Source organism: Pseudoclavibacter sp. 8L, from assembly GCF_902506465.1.
Classification (GTDB): Bacteria; Actinomycetota; Actinomycetes; order Actinomycetales; family Microbacteriaceae; genus Pseudoclavibacter.
On the sequence record NZ_LR733185.1, the window covers coordinates 1013979 to 1035992 of the forward strand.

Genomic DNA, 22014 nt, shown 5'->3' on the forward strand with positions numbered 1-22014 from the left:
ATTCAGGGTGGCTCTGGGCGTTCGCCAGGTAGCCACTTGTCTTTGTTGCTAAGTACCGGTACTCGGTGTTACTTTGTACCGGTATTCATCGTTGCTGAGTAGAGAAGGTGGCCGATGGGCAAGCAAGCATCCGAGATGCTCAAGGGCACGCTCGAGGGCATCGTGCTCGCGATCCTCGCGAAGCGCTCCGCCTACGGGTACGAGATCACGAGCTGGCTCCGCGAGCAGGGCTTCGTCGACATCGCCGAGGGAACGGTCTACGCGCTCCTCGTGCGCATCGAGCAGAAGGGTCTCGTCGACGTGGAGAAGGTCCCGTCCGAGAAGGGCCCGCCGCGGAAGGTCTACACGATCAACGCCGCGGGCACCGAGTACCTCGCCGAGTTCTGGCGCACGTGGGGGTTCCTCGTCGAACGCCTCGAGCAGCTCCGCGACACCACAACCGCACCATCCGCTGACACCAGCACAGACATCGAGAGAGGCAACTGACATGGCCGCCAAGTGGATCGAATCGCTCACGGGCTCATTCGAGGAGAAGAAGCAGTACAAGGAAGCACAAGCTCGGCTGGATGCGCTGCCGGAGCCCTACGGCAGGGTTGCGAAGGCCATCCAGCGGTACCTCATGTACTACAGCGGCATCGCCGATGGCGAGTCGATGGTGCGCATGAACGCCGACCTCGCCGACCTCTGGGAGCGGGCCGTGGCCGATGACGCTCCTGTCCGCGACATCGTGGGCAGCGACCCGGTCGACTTCGCCGAGACGTTCGGCCAGTCGTACTCAGGGAAGCAGTGGATCGACAAGGAGCGCGCCCGCCTGGTCAAGGCCGTAGAAGAAGCGGAGCGGGGGCAGTAGTCAGCCATTCCCCACCGACGGTCTCAGGCGGGCGGGAACGTGCAGGTGACGGTGGGGAGCTCGATTCTGAGGTCGTCGTTCGCCGTCAGGTCGCTTGGAGCGATCGCCTTCGAGAAGAGCAGTCGCAGTGTGACCATGCCAGCTGCGCTTCCGGAGTGGTGGGCGAACGTGATCGGGGTCATCGTCGGGTCTGCGCCGTGCGTGACCGGGAGCGTCTGTGCCGGCGCGGGGTCGGTGGATGCCGTGGAGAGCACGGCGAGGGATTCGATCGTCGTCCCCCTCGCATCGACGGCGTCCACGACGATCGCCGCAGGGCGGCTCGACCCGGAGTCGGACGAGTGGCGGCTCGCGGAAACCCGAGACGTGAAGGTGTACGTGCGGCCAGGGGTCACCGGGAAGGCGTAGCTCGCGCTCCAGGTCGCGGGAGCAGCCGTGCCGGCGGCGTCCATCCCGGAGACCAGGGTGACGCCCGTCGAGCTCTCGAAGCCGTTTGTGCCCGAGCCTTCGACGAACGAACCGGTCAGCGGGCCGGCGTCGATCTTCCACGCCGAACGCGAGGTGGAATTTCCCAGGCAGGGGTACTCGGGGGGAGCAGTAGAGGCGACCGCGGCCGCAACGACAGGTGCGCTCCAGGCCGGGCCTCTCAGAATCCGTCGCGCGGTCATCTGCAGGGTGGCGGTCAGTGTCGGTTCCCGGGTGAGTCGCGCTTCTGCTGTCGCTTTTTCGCGCTGCGTCGTTTGGTGATGATGCCGAGGGCAAAGGTGATGATGCGAAGGAACATGGTGGTGGAGCTTTCAGATTGGAGCTGGGTCGTGCTTGTGGGGGTCGTGGTCTGGCTACTGCAGGCGAGTCGACTTCTGCGTTCGTGCTCGGAACCCGCCAGTCAGCTGGAGGAGCACAGGCAGCTCACTGCCGAGCAGCGCGTCGAGGGTGTGGAGGTCGCGTTCGACGATGTCTGCGGCGTCTCTCGGGGAGACCCCGCGCCGACAGCTCGCGGAGACCTTCAGTACGGAGGTGCCGCGCACCTCGTAGGCGGAGACGCTGGCCCCGATGAACTCATCGCGTTCGCCGAGCGAGTCTGAGAGCGCGTCCCTGGCGACGCTGACGTCCACGACAGTGGGCCCCACCTTCGACGCGCGGTCGTGGATGAGGGTTCCCGTCCGCCCTTGCCCTTGTCGGAGGGTGAAGGCGAGGAGCAGGATGATGCCCACCACGAGGACGGCGACGACGGTGATCATCAGCCAGCTGAAGTCGGTGCCGGGGAAGGGTGTCTGCTGGAGCCAGCTCCCGACCTGCGTGTTGACGGTTTCGGAGATGGGGGTCCAGGTGTCCTTCGCGCCGGGCAGCCAGGCGCCGAGTGCCGCAGCTGCTCCGATCGCGAGCAGGACGAGGCCGACGGTGACGATGAGGAGGCGGTTCAGGCCTCGGTTCGTGTTGTTCATGCGCCGACCTTCCCGTTCTCTGCGACGCGCACCTTGGCGGTGACGCGTGGGGTGAGCTCGTACTGCTCGAGCTGCTGTGTGACGGCCGCTTCGATGGAGGCGGCGTCGACTGGCACGCCGGAGGCGGGGGTGAGGCGCACGTCGGCGCGGCGGTGCGAGACCGAGACGGTGACGTTGTCGGGGCTGACGTGGCCAGCTCGCGCCGCGTGGCGGGCCAGCGCCGAGGCGATGACCGCGTTGTCCGCGACGGTGGCGGTCCGCGACGAGCGCAGGACGTGACGGGAACGGCGACCGGGGGCGAGCCCCACGATGAGCAGGATCAGCCCGATGACGGCCACGACGACGCCGGCGGGGCCGACGTACTGGGCAGGCTGCTCGAGCACACCAAGTGTCGAGGCGAACATGTCGACCGGTGCCACGAGGAGCGCCGGGAGGGCGAGGAGCGCGAGCACCACCTCGGTGCCGACCCGGGCCGCGACGACGATGAGCAGCACGGCGAGGGTGATCGAGAGCGCCGACCGAGGGGAGTGCGTCTCGCGCCGTGCGACCCGTGCGTAGAGGGAATCGCGGTTGCTCATGTGACTCGTTCCTCGGTTCGGATGGCGAGCCCGGTAATCCGCAGCATGACGCGGTCGACGTGCGAGTCGGTCAACGTCTGGAAGCGATCCCGGATCGCGACCTTCGCGGCTTCGACTCGATCGAGAATCGGCCCGCCGCTGCGTTCGATGGAGGCGTCCTGCGAGCGGATGCGGGAGAGGGAGGGCACACGAATCGGTGTGCTGATCCGGAGCGCGAGTTTGCCGTTGTGGTCGTCGAGGTCGACGTTGACGCTGCCAGCGTCGACCCCGAGGGCGTCACCGGCGACAGCTGACGCGACACGAGTCAGGGCCTTCGCGGTGAGTCGTGTTGTGCCTCGCTGCGCCGCGCCGTGGTGTGTCGTCGCGGCGGTGCTCATGAGGAGGTGTTCCGTCCTCGGATGACGTCGACGAGGGCGCTGGCGTCGAGCTTGCCTTCGAGGATGCGTNGGTGCGGGGGTTGAGGCTCGAAGAGCGGGTGCGGGGGCGGAGTCGGGATTCAGGCGGGCAGCGCGGGCTGGCAGCTGGGGCACCAGGCCGCGACCCGCTCGCGGCCTTGGACGCCGCGCTGGATGCGCGTCCCACAGCGCAGACACGGTTTGCCGTATCGGCCGTAGACGTAGGTTCGCTTGCCGGGCCGCAGGTCACCGGTCGTCGTGCGCTCCACCCGGTCGCGGTTCGCGACGATGAGCTTGTGGCCCAGTTCGACCAGCCGGTCGAGGTCGCCGGCGCCGGACACCGGGGTGTGCGGATGCAGGCCGCGCAGGAAGAGCAGCTCCGTCACGTAGACGTTCCCAAGGCCCGCGAGATTGCGCTGTTCGAGGAGGGCTCCGGCGAGCTCGGCGTCTGGGTCTCGGCGCAGGTTCGCGACGGCGAGCTCGGCATCCCAGTCGTCACCGAGGAGGTCGGGACCGAGGTGCCCGACGGCATCGGCTTCGTCTTCGCTCGCGAGCATCTCCACGACGGCGAGCTCGAAGCCGATGGCGCTGCCGGCAGCCGTGCCGAGCACCGCCCTCGCCAGGTACGCCGGACGGGGCCACTTCCCGCCTGCGGTCACGAGCTGCCAGCTGCCGTCCATCCCGAGGTGAGTGTGCAGGGTGTGTGGGCCGATGCGAGTCAGGAGGTGCTTGCCGCGCGGAACGACCTCGTCGACCGCGAGGCCGGCCAGATCGAGGGCGGCGTACTTCGGCACTCGCAGCTCGAAGCGTGTCAGCTCGCGGCCCGCGAGGGCGCGGTTCAGCCGGGTCGCCGCCCGGTAGACGGTGTCACCTTCCGGCATCACGCACCTCGATGCCGAGGTGGGCCGCGAGGTGGGGTGCGAGCGCCTCGAGCTGCGATGGCGAGACGGTGACGCCGCGCAGCCCCTCGAGGCCCGTGATGGTCGAGAACTCGAGCCCTCGCAGGTCGACGTGCTCGAGGCGGGCGCCCGTGACGTCGAGGATGCCCGTGCGGCTCTCCGTGAAGGCCACTCGCCGTGCCGTTGCACCGCCGAGGTCGATCTCGTCGAACGCGCAGTCGGCGAAGCGGACATCGGTGAGGGTTGCGCCGCGCAGGTTGACATAGCCGAGCCGGTCGTCGCGGAACTCGACGTTCTGGAAGTCCGACTCGTGGAGGTCTGCCGAGCCGAGTCGGGATGCCGTCCAGCTCACGGACCGGAACGACTGGCGCTGCCCCTCGACGACCGGCACCTCGATGCGCTCGAGCACGCACTCGCTCACCCGGCCCGAGTGCAGGAGGAGCCTGCGGGCCGTGAGGCCTTCTATGCGGCATTCGGAGAACGTCACGCCGGCGGCGTCGAGCTCCTCGCCGCGCACCTCGGTGAAGTGCTGCAGCTCGTGCACCCGCGCCGTCGCGAAGTCCGCGGCGCTGGCGTCGTCGAGTTCCGGCAGGTACGGCGCCTCGATCCTCGGCTCGGTGCCGCCTGCCCTGTTTCCTCGTCGTCCGCGTGCTGTCGCCACTGTGCCGCCTCTGCTGTCGGTTCTGCTTCTGGGTCTGGTCTGGTCTGGTCTGGGTCCTGATGCACGTCGTGGCGTGGCTCACTGGCCAGGCCGCATGCGCAGGCCGCGGGTGGTGAGCGAGAACCCGCCCTCCTGCAGCATGCTCGCGAGGGGTGTCTCGAGCACGAACGTGCCGTCGACCCGTTCGATCACGAGGTTCGGGATGCGCGCCCGCCGGACCGTGTCGGCAAGGGACCTCGCTGCAGCCCGCAGGACGTCGTCGGAGTCGGTGAAGGTGAGGAGCGTCTTGCCGCCGCGTTCGACGTAGAGCGCGAGGGCACCGTCGACCATCGTCACGAGCCCGCCAGCCTTCCTGCCGGGCCGATGCTTGGTCTGCGAGTCTTCGTCGCTCGGCCACGCGAGCGCCGCCCCGTAGGGATTGGCGGGGTCGGTCGCGGCGAGCGTGAGCGTCTCGAACTGCTTCTCGGCATCGAGCTCCTGCGTGAACCCGCGCAGGCGGTCGACGGCGCCGACGGTCGAGAACTGGGCGGCGCCGAGCTTCTCGATGAAGTAGCCGCGTCTGGCCTTCCCCGACTCCTCGAAGCGGGCGAGGACTCGGTAGACGAGCGCGAACCCGCCGAGCACCTCCTCCGCCATGACGCTGCCGCGGGTCACGATGCCGTAGCGGTCGAGCAGCAGGTCACCGATGGCGAGGCCACGCTCGGTGGCGTCGCTCACGCCTTGCAGGCCGAGGGTCCAGCGGCCGCTCGTGTGGGGCTGCGATGGCGCGGGCCGCTGGGAGGCGAAGGCGGAAGCGGCTGGGCTTCCGGCGGAGTCGCTCGGCGCCATGGCGACGCGGCCACGGTAGAGCCTGCCGCGTGCGGCTCGGCTGGGAGCCCGATGCGCTGAGGTGCTTGCCGAGCCGGGACCGCCGGAGATCAGCGCTCGGAGCGGAGAGAGGGTGTCGTTGGTCACGCGTCCCTGCCAGACGAGCGCCCAGAGGGCGTCGGAGAGTTCGCGGTCGCTGGTCGACTCGGGTTCGAGCATGAGCCGCACGTGCCGCGACAGCTGAGGGAAGAAGCCCGGCCCGGACCCGGCAAGGGCGTCGAGGATGTGCCTGCCGCGCGCATCCGGTTCGCCCTCTGGCTGGTCGGGGAGTGTGAGGTGCGCCGTATCGGCGAGGTGCAGGCTGATCCAGCCGTCACTCGAACCGATCGCGCCATGCCCGCGCCAGAGGACCTCGCCCGCTGTGGTGAGCTCATCGAGCATGCTCGGGTGGTAGTCGCGCACCCTGGCGGGGAGGATGAGGCTCTCGAGTGCCGAGGCGGGGACGGGCACGCCCGCGAGCTGATCGATGACGGTGATCAGGCCGTCGATTCCGCGCAGCTCGCCGCCGACGTGCTGCCAGGCCGGCAGGAACCGGGCGAACGCGGAATGGTCGACGGGCTCTATCTCGCTGCGGAGCGCGGCGAGGGAACGGGAGCGGAGGCGCTTGAGCACGGTCTCGTCGACCCACTCCGAGCCTTCGCGGTCTGGTCGGAACTCGCCCTCCACCACACGACGGGCGAGCTCGAGTCTCGTGAGCGCCTCGCGCACGACCGCCTGGCCCGTGCCGTAGCGCTCGGCGACCTCGGTGACGGAGAAGGGGCCGTGCGAGCGAGCGTAGCGGGAGACGAGGTCACCGACCGGGTCGTCTACCGGGTCGATGAACGCGACAGGGACGCCGATGGGGAGCGCGACGCCGAGGGCATCACGCAAGCGGCTGGCATCCTCGATCGCGGCGATGCGGTCGACCCCCGCGATACGAACCCGCAGCGCGCGCTTCGCTGTCACGAGAGCCGAGACGTGTTCTTCAGCGACGGCGACGGTGGCCGTGGGCACGTGCACGTGCTCGTGCTCGTCGCCGTCGCCAGGAACGTCGCCAGCGGTGCCGGCATCTTCGCCGCGCAGGCGGTCCGCGATCTCGTCGACGCTGAGCGGGCCGAGCACGCGCAGGAGGTCGGCCACCCCTTCGGCGTCCCGCGCGAGACGGTCGGGGGCCGTGCGCTGCAGCTCGGCTTCGAGTCTCGAGATGACCTTCGCGTCGAGCAGCTCCCGCAGCTCCACCCTGCCGAGGAGGTCGGCCAGCAGGCTCGTATCGAGCGCAAGTGCGGCCGCTCGGCGTTCGGCGAGCGGACTGTCGCCTTCGTACATGAACGCGCCGACGTAGCCGAAGAGCAGCGTCCGCGCGAATGGCGATGCCTGCTCGGTGGTCACATCGACGAGGCGTACCTCGCGGCCCGCGACGCGCTTCGCGAGGTCGACGAGCGCGTCGAGGTCGTAGACGTCGTGCAGGACTTCGCGCACGGCCTCCAGAATGATCGGGAAGGTCGGATACTGCTTGGCGACGTCGAGCAGCTGGGCAGCTTTCTGCCGTTGCTGCCAGAGCGGCGAGCGCTTGCCGGGGTTGAGGCGCGGCAGGAGCAGCGCACGGGCCGCTGCCTCGCGGAAGCGCGACGCGAACAAGGCCGAGCCGCCCACCTCGCGAGCCACGATCTGCTCGATCTCGTCGGCCTCCAGGGCGAACAGCTCTGCCCCGGGCGGTTCGGCGTCGCCCTCCGGAATGCGGACGATGATGCCGTCGTCGCTTGCGACGACTCCGCCGTCGAGGCCGTAGCGGTCGCGGATGCGCGCCGCCACGATGAGGCCCCACGGCGAGTGCACGGGAGAGCCGTACGGAGAGTGCAGGATGATGCGCCAGTCGCCGAGTTCGTCTCGCGTGCGCTCGACGATGAGCGTGTGGTCGCTTGGTACCTGGCCGGTGGCGTCTTGCTGCTCGCGCACGTAGGCGACGGCGTTCTGCACGGCGTTGTCGTCCATGAGGGCGGCGAGTGCCTCTGGTACCTGCCCCTTGGCGGCGATCTCCCTGGTGATGGCGCCGATGGCCTGGCCGAGCTCGGAGGGTCGCCCGAGCGCGTCGCCGACCCAGAACGGCAGTCGTCCCGGCTGGCCGTATGCCGGGGTCACGAGCACTCGGTCAAAGGTGATCTCGGCGATGCGCCAGCTGGTCGCCCCGAGCGCGAAGATGTCGCCGACGCGCGATTCGTAGACCATCTCCTCGTCGAGTTCGCCGACGCGGCGCGGCCCTCGCTGCGCGTCGGCGTCTTCAGAACCGGCGAGGAAGACCCCGAAGAGGCCCCGGTCGGGGATGGTCCCTCCGGAGGTGACGGCGAGCCTCGCCGCACCGGGTCTGCCAGTGAGGGTGCCTTGGTCGCGGTCCCAGACGAGGCGTGGCCGCAGCTCGGAGAACTGGTCGGATGGGTACTTGCCGGACAGCAGGTCGAGGGTCGCCTCGAAGAGGGGGCGTGACAGGGACGCGAATGGTGCCGAGCGCCGCACCAGGTCGAACCACTCCTCGACGTCGAGGTCTTCGATCGCCGCTGCGGCGATCGTCTGCTGGGCGAGCACGTCGAGGGGATTGGCGAGCACCCGCATGCGCTCGATCTGCCCGGTGACCATGCGCGATGCGAGCACGGAGGAGTGCAGGACATCGGCGCGGTGCTTGGGGAAGATCGTGCCCTCGGAGGTCTCGCCGACCTGGTGTCCGGCTCGACCCACGCGCTGGAGTCCGCTTGCGACCGAGGGAGGCGACTCGACCTGGACGACGAGGTCGACGTCTCCCATGTCGATGCCGAGTTCCAAGCTGGAGGTGGCGACGACGCAGCGGAGGGTGCCGCTCTTGAGTGCGTTCTCGACCTCGGCGCGAGACTCCTTCGAGACGGAGCCGTGGTGGGCGCGTGCGAAGGAGAGCGGGGCACCGGAGGACTGGCCCGCCTGCCCCATGGACGCGGCGGGCGGTCGCTTCGGCGCGGCCTTCGGGCTGGCGCTGTGGTCGCCGGAGGACCAGCGCACGCCAGGTGCTGCCGCACTGTAGGGGTCTGGTGCTTCCGCCGTTTCGACCGACGGGGCATCGGCCGACGCTCGCTCGTCGGCGATCTCGTTGAGTCGGGCCGTGAGCCGTTCGGCAAGGCGCCTCGAGTTGACGAACACGATCGTGGAGCGGTGCGACTCGACGAGGTCGGCGATGGCCTCCTCGATGTGCGGCCACACCGAGCCGGACGCCTCTGCGTCGGCTGCGGGGTCGCGCAGTGAGCCGGCGGCGGCCCCCGCCTCGAAGTCCGCGAACGGGTTTGCATCTGCGATGGCTCCGGATGCGTCGGCGGAGGTCGGAGTCGCGGCCCCGGCTCGGGTCATGCCGATGTCGCTGAGGTCTTCGACTGGAACTCGCACCTCGAGCTTGAACGTCTTCGTGCTCGGCGGGGCGACGACCTTGACCGGTGCGTTTCCGGCCAGGAAGCGGGACATCTCGTCGAGGGGCCGCACCGTCGCGGACAGGCCGATGCGCTGCGCCGGCTTGTCGAGGAGCGCGTCGAGGCGCTCCAGCGTGAGGGCCATGTGCGCGCCGCGCTTGCTCGAGGCGACGGCGTGCACCTCGTCGATGATGACGGTTGTCACACCGGTGAGCGTCTTCCGCGCTTGAGACGTGAGCATGAGATAGAGCGACTCGGGCGTCGTGATGAGGATGTCGGGAGGATTGCGGAGCTGCTGTCTGCGCTCGGTTGGGCTCGTGTCTCCTGAGCGCACTCCGACACGGATGTCCGGTGCCACCGAGCCGAGCCGCCTTGCGGTCTGGGTGATCCCGACGAGCGGCGAGTGCAGGTTGCGCTCGACGTCGACGCCGAGCGCCTTCAGGGGGGACAGGTAGACGACGCGTGTGCGCCGCTCGGCCTTCGCTTCCTCGCTCTGTGCGCCGCGCTCGGCCGCGAGCTGATCGATCGCCCACAGGAACGCGCTCAGTGTCTTGCCCGAGCCGGTCGGTGCCACGACCAGGGTGTGGTGCCCGTCGGCGATCTCGCGCCAGGACGCTTCCTGGACCGCGGTCGGGCTCACGAATGCGCCGCGGAACCACTCCCGTGTCGCGGGGGAGAACGCGTCGAGCGCGGTCGTTTCAGGCATGACGACAACAGAACCACACACCACCGACATCAGCCTCCAGGAGGACCGGATCAACCTCCCGGGGGACGATCGTTCAGCCGGTATGCGCGAAGCTGGATGCACCACGTTCTGAAGGAGTGATCTCACATGAAGCGTCTTGTCCGCCCCCGTAGCGGCCGCGTCATCGCCGGAGTCTGCGCGGGAATCGCGCAGCGATTCGGCTGGTCGCCGTTTGTCGTCCGCCTGCTGACCGTCCTGTCGGTCCTCATCCCCGGCCCCCAGGTCATCATCTACCTGGCACTCTGGCTGCTCATCCCGAACGACTAGAGCAGCGGTGAGCTACCCGAGCGTGCGCTCGAGGAAGCTCGCCATGCTCACGAGCTCCCTCTCGGAGACCGCGTGACCGAGGCCCGCCTCGACGTAGACCTCTGCGTCGGAGTGGGCCTCTAGCCATGCTGCCGTGTGCTCGACAGCGAGCGAGGGGATGACCGTGTCGGCGTCACCCCGACCCCAGAAGACGGGCGGCCGGGACTCCGCGAGCTCGGCGTCTCCTGGCACGGTGCCCACGGCGACGAGGCCCGAGAGCAGCAGGGCTCCCCGGAATGCTGCGGGACGCTGGCGGAGCGCCTGCATGGCGACGATGCCGCCCTGCGAGTAGCCGAGCAGCGCGAGTGGCGCACCCGAGTCGAGGACGCCGAGCGTGTCCAGGAGTGAGATGACGGCCGCCGCGGCGTCGTTCGCGCCCTGCTCGAGAGTGATCTGGGCGTCGGCGTCGACCGCGACCTCACCCGTCGCCGGGTCTGCGAAACGCAGGGGGAACCACTCGCGGCCGCCTTCCGGCTGCGGGTGCGGTGCCGGCACGGAGACGTACCTGACCCCCTGGGGCAGCTGCCCCGTGAGGCTGAGGATGTCCGTTCCGTCTGCGCCGTAGCCGTGAAGTCCGACGACGAGCGGGAGCGTGCTCGTGGCCGCCGTCTCGGTGTCGCCGCCCCGCCAGAGGAGCGTCGTGGGATCGATACCTGTGGATGCTGTGCTCACCCGGGAAACATACATGGTCCACAATGGGGTCATGACGGTGCGCACTCCTGATCCTGAGTCCGGCTGGATGAACGACGACGAGCTCGCGCTCGTGCGGCGTCGCGTGCCGATGCTGTATGTCGAGGCCATCCCGGTGCGTGTCGACGCCTCGGGCAAGGTCGAGCACCTCGGGGTGCTGCTTCGGGCCGACAACCAGGGCGTCATGACGCGCTCGTTCGTTTCCGGGCGCGTGCAGTACGGGGAGTCGATTCGGGGCGCCCTCCTTCGGCACTTGGAGAAGGATCTCGGCACGATGGCGTTCCCGGCTCTGCCGCAGGCGCTCGCCCCGTTCACGGTGGCAGAGTTCTCGCCGATGCCCGGTTCTGGGCTGTTCGACTCGCGCCAGCATGCCGTGGCGCTCGAGTTCATCGTTCCGGTCGCCGGGGAATGCAACCCTCGTCAGGACGCGCTCGAGATCACGTGGCTGACTCCGCAGCAGGCACTCGACCCCGACCTCCTCGAGGAGCTCGAGGGTGGCCGCGGCCAGGTGCTTCGCACGGCGATCGGCCACCTCGGCCTCTGGCCGTAGGGGCCCCAGAGCCTCCAGTCCTTCGACCATCTGACCGTGGCTATCCGCTACTGGCTTGTCGTGCAGCCCTTCGATCGCGCCCTCGCGATGGTGGAGGGCGGTTTCGTGCAGGCGCCGTGGGGTGCGCTCGAGGGGGTCGAGCAGATGCGCGTGTCCGATGGTGTTGCTCTCTACTGTCCGCGCGAGGTGAATCCGGATGGGGAGCCGCTTCGCAGCGTCGTGCAGGCGGGTTACGTGCTCGACGACGAGCCGTATCGTGCTGGCGGGAGGGGGGCGTCGCCGTGGCGCAGGGAGGTGCAGTGGATGCGCGAGGCGCGTCCTGCACTCATTCGGCCATTGCGTGATCTGCTGGATCTGACGCGGAACGACAAGTACTGGGGGGAGCGGCTGCGCGCCGGCTGGCTCGAGCTGTCTCGTCGGGACTTCGAGATCTTCGAGGACGCGGTCAGGCGGCCGTCTCCGGAGCCGAGCGCGCTCGGGATGGGGCTCATCCGCGAGACCGGTCTCGCGCAGTCGGAACCGTCTGGGGGTCAGCGCGATCGGGACCCAGGCGAGGATCCGTACGCGATTCGCTTCTGAGCGTCCGCGGCCAGATGTTTGCTGAAGACCGTGCTTTGTTGACGCATGTGACACATTATTGAGTGGAAGTAATGAACACCCCTGAGGTGTGCTTACGCTTCCCGACCAGAGCGAGCCTTACGAGCGGAGTGCCCATGATCGACGCGTTGGACTTCAAGCCAGCGGCGCAGCAGTCGAACCTGCGTGCCACTATCGAGGATTCCGTCGCCGCTGCGATCGTCTCGGGAGGGCTTGCGGCGGGTGAGCTCGTCTCCGTTCCAGCGCTCGCGGCTCGCTTCGAGGTTTCGGCGACTCCTGTGCGGGAGGCGATGCTGAACCTCGAGAAGTTGGGGTTCGTGGAGCCGGTTCGCAACAAGGGGTTCCGGGTGACGCACGTCTCCGTCGAGGAGCTGCGACAGATCGTCGAGGTGCGGCAGATGCTCGAGGTGCCGATCGTGCGCGAGCTCGCCGTCGAGTTCCCGGAGGCCCCTCGCGCCGAGCTGCGCGAGCTCGCGACCCAGATCGACGCGGCGTCCGCGGCGGGGGATCTTCCCCTGTACCTGGCGGTCGACATCGAGTTTCACGCGAAGCTCCTCGGGCTGTCCGGCAATGAGCGTCTCGTGTCCATCGTGACGGCGCTGCGTAGGCAGACGAGACTCACGGGCCTGACCGAGATGCTCGGTTCGGAGGAGCTCACGGCGTCGTCTCGTGAGCACGCGGATCTGCTGGTGCTGCTCGAGGCGGGCAAGGCAGATGAGGCTGCAGAGCTCATGCACCGGCACATCGGCCACGTCGTGGGCTGGTGGGCAGGACTACCCGAAGAGGCTTAACAAACCCTCCACACAGTGAAACACTTTGTAACAACTCTGTTTCAAGGCTGTGGAAGGGCCTTCTGCGGACTTCTACCGAACAGTAATGTGTGACATCCCATCACCGGAGATGGTCCGGCGATTCTGACGTCTGTTCGGAAGGAACTCACCATGACTGCACGTCGTTCCACCAGCCCTCGGGGTGCTGGCATCTGGAAGAGGGTGCTCCTCCCCGGAGCCCTGCTCGCCACGGCCGCACTCGCCCTCACCGGATGCTCCGGGGGCGTCGCCGGAGGCGGAGACGCCGCGTCCGAGGACGGACCCATCAAGCTGGGACTCGCGGCACCCTTCTCTGGTTCGGAATCTGCCTTCGGCCCGTACATGGAGAACGGCGCCCAGATGGCCGTCGACGAGCTCAACGAAGCCGGCGGAGTTCTCGGCCGTCAGCTGGAGCTGGTCACCGCCGACGACGCGTGCGACGCGACAAGTGCGACCGCCGCCGCGAACAAGCTCGTCACCGACGGTGTCGTCGCCTCGGTCGGCGGCTACTGCTCAGGCGCCACGCTTCCGACGCTGCCGATCTTCAACACGGCAGAGATTCCCATGGTCATCCCGGCCGCCAACTCGAACCAGCTCGTCGCAGCCGGCCTCGACAACGTGTTCCTCATCAACGGCACGGGAACGCAGCAGGCTCAGGCGATGCTGAAGTACGCCGAGAAGCAGGGCGTGAAGACGCTGGCACTCGTCGACGACAACACGGACTACTCGACGGACCTCGCGAAGTCCGCCTCCGAGCAGGCGAAGGAGCTCGGCATCGAGGTCGTGCTCGAGGAGTCGGTGAACGCCGGCGAGTCCGACTACGCGGCCAACGTCAACAAGGTCGTCTCGGCGAACCCCGACATGATGTATTGGACCGGCTACTACCAGGAGGGTGGCCTGATCACCCAGCAGCTGCGATCGGCCGGCTACACGGGCAAGATCATGGTCGCGGACGGCTCGGTCGACGCGAAGTTCGCTGAGATCGCCGGCAGCTCCTCCGAGGGTGTGCTCGGCACGTTCACGCAGACCCCCGACATGCTCGAGGGCGCAACCGAGTGGATCGACGCCTACACCGAGAAGTTCGGCGCAGCGCCCGGACCCTACTCGACGCAGAGCTACGACGCCGTCCGCGTCGTCTCCCAGGCGATCGAGGACGCCGGCACCACCGAGGGCCCCGCGGTCATCGAGGCGCTCGGTGCCCTGGACGGCTTCGACATCTTCTCCGGCCCCCTCACCTTCACGGATGAGGGAACGCTCAGCGAGGGCGGCTTCGCCATCGTCACCGTCGGACCCGACGGCACCTTCATCCTCGAGGATGACCTGAAGAGCTAGTCAGCCACGGCGGGCGGGGAGGGAACTCCCCGCCCGCTTCTGCAGTCAGGAACCACTGTGATTCAACTCATCATCGACGGGCTCTTCGTCGGATCCTTCTACGCGCTCGTCGCACTCGGCTACAGCATGGTGTACGGCATCATCAAGCTGCTCAACTTCGCGCACGGCGACGTCTACATGGTCGGCGCGTTCGCCGGCCTCACCATCTTCTCGGCGTTCTCAGGCCTCGCGGGCGGCGGCATCCTGTCGATCCTGCTGGTCATGCTCCTCGCGATGATCTTCACGGGCATCCTCGGCGTGACCATCGAGCGGGTCGCCTACCGTCCGCTGCGTTCGAGCCCCAGGCTCGCGGTGCTGATCACCGCGGTCGGCATGTCGTTCATCCTCGAGTACGGAGTGCGCCAGATCTTCGGCCCGGACCCCAAGGTCTACCCGACGCGTCTCGAAGGCGAGACGCTCGACCTGCTCGGCGGCCGCATCACGATGCCGCAGATCGTCATGATGCTCGTCGCGGCGGCGCTCATGTTCGCGCTCAACACCTACATCATGCGCTCCCGTGACGGCCGCGCCATGCGGGCCATCGCGCTCGACCCCACGGCAGCGCAGCTCATGGGCGTCAACGTCAACAAGGTCATCTCGCGCACCTTCTTCATCGGCTCGGCCCTCGCGGGCGCGGCTGGCGTCATGGCTGGCGCCTACTACGGCACCATCGACTTCCTCGCTGGCTTCGTCATCGGGTTGAAGGCGTTCACGGCGGCCGTCATCGGCGGCATCGGCAGCCTCTACGGCGCCATGCTCGGCGGCCTCGTGCTCGGTCTGCTCGAGGCGTTCGGCACCCATTGGCTCGGCGGGGAGTGGCGTGACGTCTTCTCGTTCGCGTGCCTGATCCTCTTCCTGTCCTTCAGACCGACCGGCATCCTCGGTGCACGCGTCGTGGAACGGATGTGATCCCATGACCGACATCAGACTCCAGGCGCCTGCGCCCACCGTCGAGCGGCCCACGCCACGCAAGGGCATCCTGAACCCGAAGACGTTCATGAACCTGGTCGGCCCCGTGCTGTTCCTCTTCGCGTTCCTGCTGCCCTTCATCAACGCGACGCCGTACGTCATCTCCATCGGCACGTCCGCGATGATCTACATCATGCTCGCGATGGGCCTCAACATCGTCGTCGGCTACGCCGGTCTCCTCGACCTCGGCTACTACGCCTTCTTCGCCGTCGGTGCGTATACGGCCGGCGTCCTGAACACGCTGCTCGACATGCCCCTCATCGCGACGGTCCCGTTCGTGATCGTCGCGTGCATCCTCGCCGGGCTCATCATCGGCGGGCCGACGCTGCGACTGCGCAGCGACTATCTCGCGATCGTGACCCTCGGGTTCGGTGAGATCATCCGTCTCACCGCCAACAATCTCGAGGTCACGGGTGGCCCGTCCGGCATCTCCGGCATCGACACGTTCGAGTTCTTCGGCTGGTCGTTCGCGGATGGTCTCACGATCGGCGGCATCGAGTTCAACGGCAAGATCCTGCTGTACTTCCTCTGCGTCATCATCGCCGGTGGTGCCGCGATTATCGCCGCCTCGAGGCTGGGCAAGGGCAAGATGGGTCGCGCCTGGCGCGCCATCAAGGATGACGAGGATGCGGCCGAGGCCATGGGTGTCAACACGTACACCACGAAGCTCGGCGCGTACGTGCTCGGCGCCGTCTTCGGCGGACTCGCGGGTGTGCTGATGGCAGCGCACCAGACGGCGATCAGTCCGACCTCGTTCGTGTTCCTCAACTCGGCCCTGCTGCTCATGGCGGTCGTGCTCGGCGGCATGGGCTCCATCCCGGGTGTCATCGTCGGCGCGCTGCTCGTGTCGCTGCTGCCCGAGATCCTGCGCGAGTTCTCCGACTGGCGCTTCCTGGTGTTCGGCGTGCTGCTGGTGATCATGATGATCTTCCGGCCGCAGGGCATCTGGCCGGCGACGGCGATCCTGCCGTTCCTCAAGTCGCGAGCCAAGGGCGAGGCGCCGTCTCCGAAGGACGGCTTCTCGGCCCATGAGGCGCCCGACGCCAACATCGACCTCTCGAAGGAGCAGGCATGAGCCAGGTTTCAGGCACGGGTGACGTGTACGGCACGGCGCCCATCGACGTGCCGAAGACGGAGTCGGTGACCGCGGTCGCCGAGGAGTTCAGGCGGGCGCATCAAGGGGAGCCATTGCTCTCGGTCCGTGATCTGCGGCTGCAGTTCGGCGGCGTGAAGGCGGTCGACGGAACGTCGTTCGATGCGTACGCGGGTGAGATCATCTCGGTGATCGGGCCGAACGGGGCGGGCAAGACGAGTGCGTTCAACTGCATCACCGGCTTCTATCGGCCGACATCGGGCTCGATCACTTTCGACGGCGAGAGCATCATGCGAAAGCAGCCGTCGACGATCACGCGCCTCGGGCTGAGCCGGACCTTCCAGAACGTCCGCATGTTCCGGGACATGTCGGTCATCGACAACGTGAAGACGGCGATGCACGCGCGCATCCGTCAGAACGTGTTCCAGACGATGCTGCACACGTTCGGCTACAAGAAGGTCGAGGCCAAGGCGCTCGAGGATGCGCGCGGCTGGCTCGACTTCGTCGGCTACTCGCTCGATGACGAGCTGCTCGCGTCGCAGCTGCCGTATGGCGAGCAGCGCCGAGTGGAGATCGCGCGGGCACTCGCCACGCAGCCCAAGCTGCTGCTACTCGATGAGCCTGCTGCTGGCCTCAACCACAACGAGAAGCAGGAGCTCATCGCCCTGATTCGAAAGATCAGGGATCTCGGCGTCGGAATCGTGCTCATCGAGCACGACATGGGTCTCGTGATGGAGATCTCGGAGCGCGTGATCGTGCTCAACTTCGGCCGAGAGATCGCCGACGGTCTGCCCGCGGATGTCAAGAACGACCCTCGGGTCATCGAGGCGTACCTCGGCGTCGAGGATCCCGAGGACCAGCACGAGGGCGAGCCAGATGGCGGGCCCGAGAATGAGCGAGTGGACGAGGGGGACCGATCATGAGCGTCGAGCTCGAGATCAAGGATGTGGATCTCTTCTACGGGCGCGTGCAAGCGCTTCGTGGTCTGTCGATCGAGGTCAACGAGGGCGAGGTCGTCTCTCTGCTCGGCAACAACGGCGCGGGCAAGACGAGCACGCTCACGATGCTCTCTGGGTTGGCCAGAGCGAAGCGCGGAACGATCATGTGGCGCGGCAAGGACATCTCGAATGCGAAGCCGTGGGACCTCGTGCGCGACGGGCTCATCCACGTGCCTGAGGGCAGGCGCATCTTTTCGACGATGTCGGTGCACGAGAACCTCCTGCTCGGTGGCTACCAGGTGAAGGACCAGAAGGTCGTGGCTGAGCGTGTCGAGGAGTGCTACGAGCTCATGCCGCGTCTCCTCGAGCGACGCGCTCAGCAGGGAGGCACCCTGTCGGGCGGTGAGCAGCAGATGGTGGCGATCGCGCGAGCGTATGTCGGCGGCCCGAAGCTGATGCTGCTCGACGAGCCGTCGATGGGGCTCGCTCCGCTGGTCGTGAAGCAGGTCATGGAGCTCATCGGGCGCATCAATGAGCGTGGTGCGACGGTGCTGCTCGTCGAGCAGAACGCCCGTGCTGCGCTCAAGGTGGCGCATCGTGCCTATGTCATCGAGCATGGCCGCGTGACGCTCTCGGGCCTCGCTGCCGACTTGGCGAAGGACAAGGCGGTCATCGAGGCGTACCTGGGCTGAACGCGCTCGCGGGGCTGGTCGGCTCTGCTGGCCGGTCGCGGATGGACGCTTCGCTGGCCCGTCCCGATTGTGGGGCGGGCCAGGCTTGCACCACTGGATGGTGTGTGACATATTACTGACAGGAGGTGTGAGATGGGCAGGTACGACGTCGTGATCATCGGCGGTGGCATCATCGGAGCGGCCTGTGCTGCCGAGCTCGCCGGCCGTGGTCGGCGAGTCGCGCTCGTCGAACGCGGTCGCGTCGCGAGCGGCACAAGCGCCCACTGCGAAGGCAACCTGCTCGTCTCGGACAAGGGGCCAGGCGCCGAGCTCGAGCTCTCGAAGCTCGCCAACGCAGCCTGGTCGTCGCTCGCCGGAACCTTCCGCGACGAGCTCGGCCACGACTTCCCCGACATCGAGTTCGAGGCCAAAGGCGGCCTCGTCGTCGCGACGACCGACGGGGGAGCGGCCGCCCTCCTGGACTTCGCGTCCACGCAGCGCGACGCGCAGGTCTCGGCTGAGCCCGTCACGCACGCCGAGGCTCGAGAGCTCGAGCCGTGGATCACCGAGCGGATGACCGCAGCCGTCTGGTACCCGGGCGACAGCCAGGTGCAGCCGACCATCGCGAACGAAGCACTCGTCGCCCTCGCCAGGGCACGAGGGGCGAGCATCCTCGAGCATCACGACGTGGTCGGCGCGATCCGCGAGAGCGGCCGCATCGTCGGTGTCCGCACCTCGGCAGGTGACGTGCGCGGCGCCGAGATCGTCGTCGCCGCCGGCCCGTGGTCCGGCGAGGTCTCCGCGACGCTCGGCGTACCCCTCCCCGTTCGTCCGCGCCGCGGAGTCGTCCTCGTTACGGCGAAGATGCCCCAGCGCGTGTTTCACAAGGTGTACGACGCGGACTACGTCGGTGCCGTCGGGTCTGGCGACGCGGGCCTCATGACCTCGAGTGTCGTCGAATCGACTCCCGGGGGCACGGTGCTCATCGGCTCGAGTCGCGAGCAGGTCGGCTTCGACGACGCGTTCCGCGCGAACGTGCTCGGGCAGCTCGCGGTGAAGGCGATCTCGATCTTCCCCTTCTTGGCCCAGACGGCCGTCATCCGCAGCTACTCGGGCTTCCGCCCCTTCATGCCAGACCACCTGCCGCTCATCGGCCAGGATGTGCGCCTGCCGGGCCTCTGGCATGCCACCGGCCACGAGGGTGCCGGCATCGGCCTCTCCCTGCCCACGGCATCGCTGATCGGGGACCTCATGGACGGCAGATCGACGCAGATCGATGCAGCCCTGTTCTCGCCCACCCGCGCGACGCTCGCCTCAGAGCTGGGGGCGGTCGCATGAGCGAGCGCGCCGACAAGCCTGTGCGCATCACCGTCGACGGTGAGACCGTGGAAGGCCTCGAGGGGCAGAGCATCGCGGGCGTCCTGCTCGGCTCCGGTCGAGTCTCCTGGCGTGAGACCGCCGTCGCGGGAAAGCCGCGCGGCCTGTTCTGCGGCATCGGCGTGTGCTTTGACTGCCTTGTCACGGTGGACGGCGTGCCGGATGTTCGAGCGTGCCAGAGGCGTGCGTGCGAGGGGGATGAGGTGAGCTCACAATGAGCTCGACGCAGACCGAGCAGTCGACGCCGCGCCATGTCGCCGTCGTCGGCGGTGGTCCCGCAGGTCTTGCGGCCGCGCTGGCCGCCGCGGAAGCCGGGGCCCGCGTGACGCTCATCGAGTCGAGTCTAGAGCTCGGCGGCCAGTACTGGCGTCACCTGCCGAAGGAGCGCGACGGTGAGGGGCAGGCCGCGATGCACCACGGCTGGTCGACGTTCCTGGACCTCGACCGACGTGTCCGCTCGCACGCCCGGATCACCCTGCTCAGCGAGACGAGCGTGTGGGCCGTCGGGCTGCCCGCGCTGGAGCTGCTCACCGGCACGTCCGACGCAGCCGACCGCGTTCGCTCGACCCTCGAGCCCGACGCGGTTGTCGTCGCGACAGGTGCTCACGACCGCACCCTCCCGTTTCCCGGCTGGGACCTCCCCGGCGTCTACACCGGGGGTGCTGCTCAGGCCTTCGCGAAGAGCGAGCGCATCGCGGTCGGCGACACTGTCGTGGTCGCCGGCGCGGGTCCGTTCCTTCTTCCCGTCGCGGCCTCACTCGCCCAGGTCGGCTCCAAGGTCGTGGAGGTCGTCGAGGCCAACCGCATCCCACGTCTCGCCTCGGGCTGGCTGCCCAAGCCGTGGCAGCTCGCGGGTGCCCCCGGCAAGGTGCAGGAGCTCTTCGGCTACGTCGCCGGTCAGCTGCGGCACCGGATCCCGTATCGAGTCGGCGAAGCGGTCGTCGAGGCGCACGGGGAGGGGCGCGTCGAGCGCGTCACGATCATGAGCGTCGACGCTCAGTGGCGGCCCATCGCCGGCAGTGAACGAGAGGTCGCGTGCGACGCCGTCTGCGTGACGCACGGCTTCACGCCTCGGCTCGAGGTGGCGATCGCGGCCGGCTGTGCGCTCGACGACAGCCGGTTCGTGGTCATCGACGAGTCCTGCGCCACGAGCACCTCCGACGTCTACGCGGCGGGCGAGGTGACGGGCATCGGCGGCGTCGACCTCTCCCTCGCCGAGGGGCGCGTCGCCGGGCACTGCGCAGCGGGTGGTGCGTCCAGCGACCCTCAGATCAGCACGGCCCAGCGCAAGCGCGCGATCTTCGGTTCGTTCGCGGCGCGCATCGAGGCGGCGCACGGCGTGCGGCCGGGCTGGCAGGCGTGGCTGCGCGACGACACCATCGTGTGCCGCTGCGAAGAGGTGACCGCCGGCCAGCTGAGGCGGAAGGCCGCCGCCACGCGCTCGCACAGCCTGCGCTCCCAGAAGCTCTCCACTCGAGCCGGTCTCGGCATCTGCCAGGCCCGCATCTGCGGCCGCAGCGCTGAGGAGCTCATCGAGACGGTGCTCGGGCGTGGCCTCGACGAGGGCATCGTCGACCGTCGGCCCATCCAGACCCCCATCCGGCTCGCTGAGCTGGCAGGAACCTCAGAAGAACAGCATCCCCTGACAGGAAGGCAACACCCATGACCGAAGCAGCCTCAACCCACCTCGACCTCGGCGGAGTCGTCGTCGCGACGGCCCTTCCCTACAAGGAGGACGCCTCTGCTCCCGCCGGCCTGGCCGTCGACTACGAGGCGTACGCCGAGCACTGCAATTGGCTCATCGAGAACGGCTGCCGTGGCGTCGGCCCCAACGGCTCGCTCGGCGAGTACTCGTCCCTCACCGACGAGGAGCGCCGCAAGGTCGTGCAGGTCGCCGTCGAGGCTGTGGGTGACCGCGGGATCGTCGTCGCGGGCGTGCACGGCCCAGGGTGGCACCAGGCGCAGCACTGGGCGCAGCTCGCCAAGGAAGACGGCGCCCATGGCGTGCTCTGCCTTCCGCCCACCATGTACCGGTCTGCGGATGCGGATGTCATCGAGCACTTCGCGAAGGTCGCCGAAGTGGGGCTGCCCGTCATGATCTACAACAACCCGCTGGACACGAAGGTCGACCTCCGCCCGGAGCTCGTCGCGGAGATCGCGAAGATCGACGGCATCGTCGCCGTCAAGGAGTTCTCCGGCGACGTCCGGCGCGCATTCGAGATCCAGGAGGCCTGCGAGGCGGCCGGGTCGACGATCGACGTCATCGCGGGCAGCGACGACGTGCTCTTCGAGCTCATGATCGACGGTGCAACCGGCTGGTTCGCCGGCTACCCGAACGTCTTCCCCGCGGAGGCCGTGGCGATCTACGACCACATGGCCGCGGGCCGCTACGTCGAGGCACGTGAGATCTACAAGAGCCTCATCGCTGCGTTCCGCTGGGACTCCCGCGTGGAGTTCGTGCAGGCCATCAAGCTCGGCATGGACATGGTGGGCCGCAACGGCGGGCCGTGCCGCCCGCCGCGCGCTGCGCTGACGCCGGAGATGGAGGCGCGCGTGCGTGCCGACACGCAGCGCGCCCTCGACGCGCTCGCCACCCTCAAGTAGGGTCGCAGCAGACACGGGGGTCGCTTTCCTGGCCCCTCTGCCGTCTGCTTGCGGGGCTCTTCCCGCACCAATGCGACGCAATCCGGCAATAGCGCTGGTTGCGTCTGGCCCGCGGGGCGATCCCCCCTCATCTCGCTGGGCCGGCCGCCCGGGGCGTCCCCCCGCCCTGGGCGGCCCCTCACTTCCGATCACGAGGTTTTT

At 68.4% G+C, this 22014-nt stretch carries 23 protein-coding genes; 15 read left to right on the forward strand and 8 right to left on the reverse strand.

What is annotated here, in order from left to right; genetic code table 11:
• The first annotated feature begins 114 nt into the window (after window positions 1-114).
• A complete protein-coding gene (locus GV007_RS04755; protein WP_160071214.1) occupies window positions 115-486 on the forward strand; it encodes a PadR family transcriptional regulator in 372 nt (123 codons plus the stop codon).
• A 1-nt stretch (window position 487) separates the two neighbouring features.
• Entirely contained in the window at window positions 488-850 is a 363-nt protein-coding gene (locus tag GV007_RS04760; RefSeq protein ID WP_160071215.1) for a DUF1048 domain-containing protein, read from the forward strand.
• Between the two features lie 23 nt (window positions 851-873).
• Here GV007_RS04760 and GV007_RS04765 read toward each other — a convergent pair whose 3' ends face one another.
• The 7 genes from GV007_RS04765 to GV007_RS04795 all read right to left on the reverse strand — a co-directional run bounded on the left by GV007_RS04765 (window position 874) and on the right by GV007_RS04795 (window position 9799).
• The gene (locus tag GV007_RS04765) at window positions 874-1515 is read right to left on the reverse strand and encodes a hypothetical protein (RefSeq protein ID WP_160071216.1); all 642 of its coding nucleotides are present in this window, start codon (window positions 1513-1515) and stop codon (window positions 874-876) included.
• 171 nt (window positions 1516-1686) lie between these two features.
• Window positions 1687-2292: a hypothetical protein gene (locus GV007_RS04770; protein WP_160071217.1), complete on the reverse strand. Its 606-nt coding sequence runs from the start codon at window positions 2290-2292 to the stop codon at window positions 1687-1689.
• Window positions 2289-2870, reverse strand: a complete 582-nt coding sequence (locus GV007_RS04775) for a DUF6286 domain-containing protein (protein WP_160071218.1) — start codon at window positions 2868-2870, stop codon at window positions 2289-2291. Before GV007_RS04775 ends, GV007_RS04770 begins: the two co-directional genes overlap by 4 nt.
• A complete protein-coding gene (locus GV007_RS04780) occupies window positions 2867-3247 on the reverse strand; it encodes a hypothetical protein (protein WP_160071219.1) in 381 nt (126 codons plus the stop codon). Before GV007_RS04780 ends, GV007_RS04775 begins: the two co-directional genes overlap by 4 nt.
• Window positions 3248-3366: 119 nt before the next feature.
• Window positions 3367-4146: a DNA-formamidopyrimidine glycosylase family protein gene (locus GV007_RS04785; protein ID WP_160071220.1), complete on the reverse strand. Its 780-nt coding sequence runs from the start codon at window positions 4144-4146 to the stop codon at window positions 3367-3369.
• Window positions 4133-4825 carry a pentapeptide repeat-containing protein gene (locus tag GV007_RS04790; RefSeq protein ID WP_104341462.1) on the reverse strand — a complete coding sequence of 231 codons (693 nt, stop codon included), beginning with the start codon at window positions 4823-4825 and terminating at the stop codon, window positions 4133-4135. The genes GV007_RS04785 and GV007_RS04790 overlap by 14 nt, the downstream gene beginning before the upstream one ends.
• 78 nt (window positions 4826-4903) lie before the next feature.
• Window positions 4904-9799 (reverse strand): DNA glycosylase AlkZ-like family protein, encoded by a 4896-nt coding sequence (locus tag GV007_RS04795; protein WP_160071221.1) that lies wholly within the window; start codon window positions 9797-9799, stop codon window positions 4904-4906.
• 126 nt (window positions 9800-9925) lie between these two features.
• On the opposite strand from GV007_RS04795, the gene GV007_RS04800 reads away from it, so the two are divergent.
• Entirely contained in the window at window positions 9926-10105 is a 180-nt protein-coding gene (locus GV007_RS04800) for a PspC domain-containing protein (protein ID WP_068479399.1), read from the forward strand.
• 12 nt (window positions 10106-10117) lie between these two features.
• On the opposite strand, the gene GV007_RS04805 is transcribed toward GV007_RS04800, so the two are convergent.
• A complete protein-coding gene (locus tag GV007_RS04805; protein WP_160071222.1) occupies window positions 10118-10816 on the reverse strand; it encodes an alpha/beta hydrolase in 699 nt (232 codons plus the stop codon).
• A 31-nt stretch (window positions 10817-10847) separates the two neighbouring features.
• Here GV007_RS04805 and GV007_RS04810 point away from each other — a divergent pair, with 31 nt between their 5' ends.
• From GV007_RS04810 to GV007_RS04865, 12 genes are all read left to right on the forward strand, one after another.
• Window positions 10848-11384 carry a DUF4916 domain-containing protein gene (locus tag GV007_RS04810; RefSeq protein ID WP_104331881.1) on the forward strand — a complete coding sequence of 179 codons (537 nt, stop codon included), beginning with the start codon at window positions 10848-10850 and terminating at the stop codon, window positions 11382-11384.
• A gap of 36 nt (window positions 11385-11420) precedes the next feature.
• Window positions 11421-11963 carry an EVE domain-containing protein gene (locus tag GV007_RS04815; protein WP_160071223.1) on the forward strand — a complete coding sequence of 181 codons (543 nt, stop codon included), beginning with the start codon at window positions 11421-11423 and terminating at the stop codon, window positions 11961-11963.
• A gap of 134 nt (window positions 11964-12097) precedes the next feature.
• Entirely contained in the window at window positions 12098-12772 is a 675-nt protein-coding gene (locus GV007_RS04820; protein ID WP_160071224.1) for a GntR family transcriptional regulator, read from the forward strand.
• A 150-nt stretch (window positions 12773-12922) separates the two neighbouring features.
• Window positions 12923-14122 carry a branched-chain amino acid ABC transporter substrate-binding protein gene (locus GV007_RS04825; protein ID WP_104331878.1) on the forward strand — a complete coding sequence of 400 codons (1200 nt, stop codon included), beginning with the start codon at window positions 12923-12925 and terminating at the stop codon, window positions 14120-14122.
• A 57-nt stretch (window positions 14123-14179) separates the two neighbouring features.
• Complete coding sequence (locus tag GV007_RS04830) at window positions 14180-15070, forward strand: branched-chain amino acid ABC transporter permease (protein ID WP_104242764.1); 891 nt, start codon at window positions 14180-14182, stop codon at window positions 15068-15070.
• A 4-nt stretch (window positions 15071-15074) separates the two neighbouring features.
• Window positions 15075-16205 (forward strand): branched-chain amino acid ABC transporter permease, encoded by a 1131-nt coding sequence (locus GV007_RS04835; RefSeq protein ID WP_160071225.1) that lies wholly within the window; start codon window positions 15075-15077, stop codon window positions 16203-16205.
• Window positions 16202-17146: an ABC transporter ATP-binding protein gene (locus tag GV007_RS04840; RefSeq protein WP_160071226.1), complete on the forward strand. Its 945-nt coding sequence runs from the start codon at window positions 16202-16204 to the stop codon at window positions 17144-17146. Before GV007_RS04835 ends, GV007_RS04840 begins: the two co-directional genes overlap by 4 nt.
• Window positions 17143-17853, forward strand: a complete 711-nt coding sequence (locus tag GV007_RS04845; protein ID WP_104242758.1) for an ABC transporter ATP-binding protein — start codon at window positions 17143-17145, stop codon at window positions 17851-17853. Before GV007_RS04840 ends, GV007_RS04845 begins: the two co-directional genes overlap by 4 nt.
• A 132-nt stretch (window positions 17854-17985) precedes the next feature.
• Window positions 17986-19170, forward strand: a complete 1185-nt coding sequence (locus GV007_RS04850; protein WP_160071227.1) for an NAD(P)/FAD-dependent oxidoreductase — start codon at window positions 17986-17988, stop codon at window positions 19168-19170.
• Window positions 19167-19427 carry a (2Fe-2S)-binding protein gene (locus GV007_RS04855; protein ID WP_104242754.1) on the forward strand — a complete coding sequence of 87 codons (261 nt, stop codon included), beginning with the start codon at window positions 19167-19169 and terminating at the stop codon, window positions 19425-19427. The genes GV007_RS04850 and GV007_RS04855 overlap by 4 nt, the downstream gene beginning before the upstream one ends.
• Window positions 19424-20875, forward strand: coding sequence for an FAD-dependent oxidoreductase (locus GV007_RS19385; RefSeq protein ID WP_160071228.1), 1452 nt, complete (start codon window positions 19424-19426; stop codon window positions 20873-20875). Before GV007_RS04855 ends, GV007_RS19385 begins: the two co-directional genes overlap by 4 nt.
• Window positions 20872-21813 (forward strand): dihydrodipicolinate synthase family protein, encoded by a 942-nt coding sequence (locus GV007_RS04865; protein ID WP_160071229.1) that lies wholly within the window; start codon window positions 20872-20874, stop codon window positions 21811-21813. The genes GV007_RS19385 and GV007_RS04865 overlap by 4 nt, the downstream gene beginning before the upstream one ends.
• Window positions 21814-22014 lie beyond the last annotated feature (201 nt).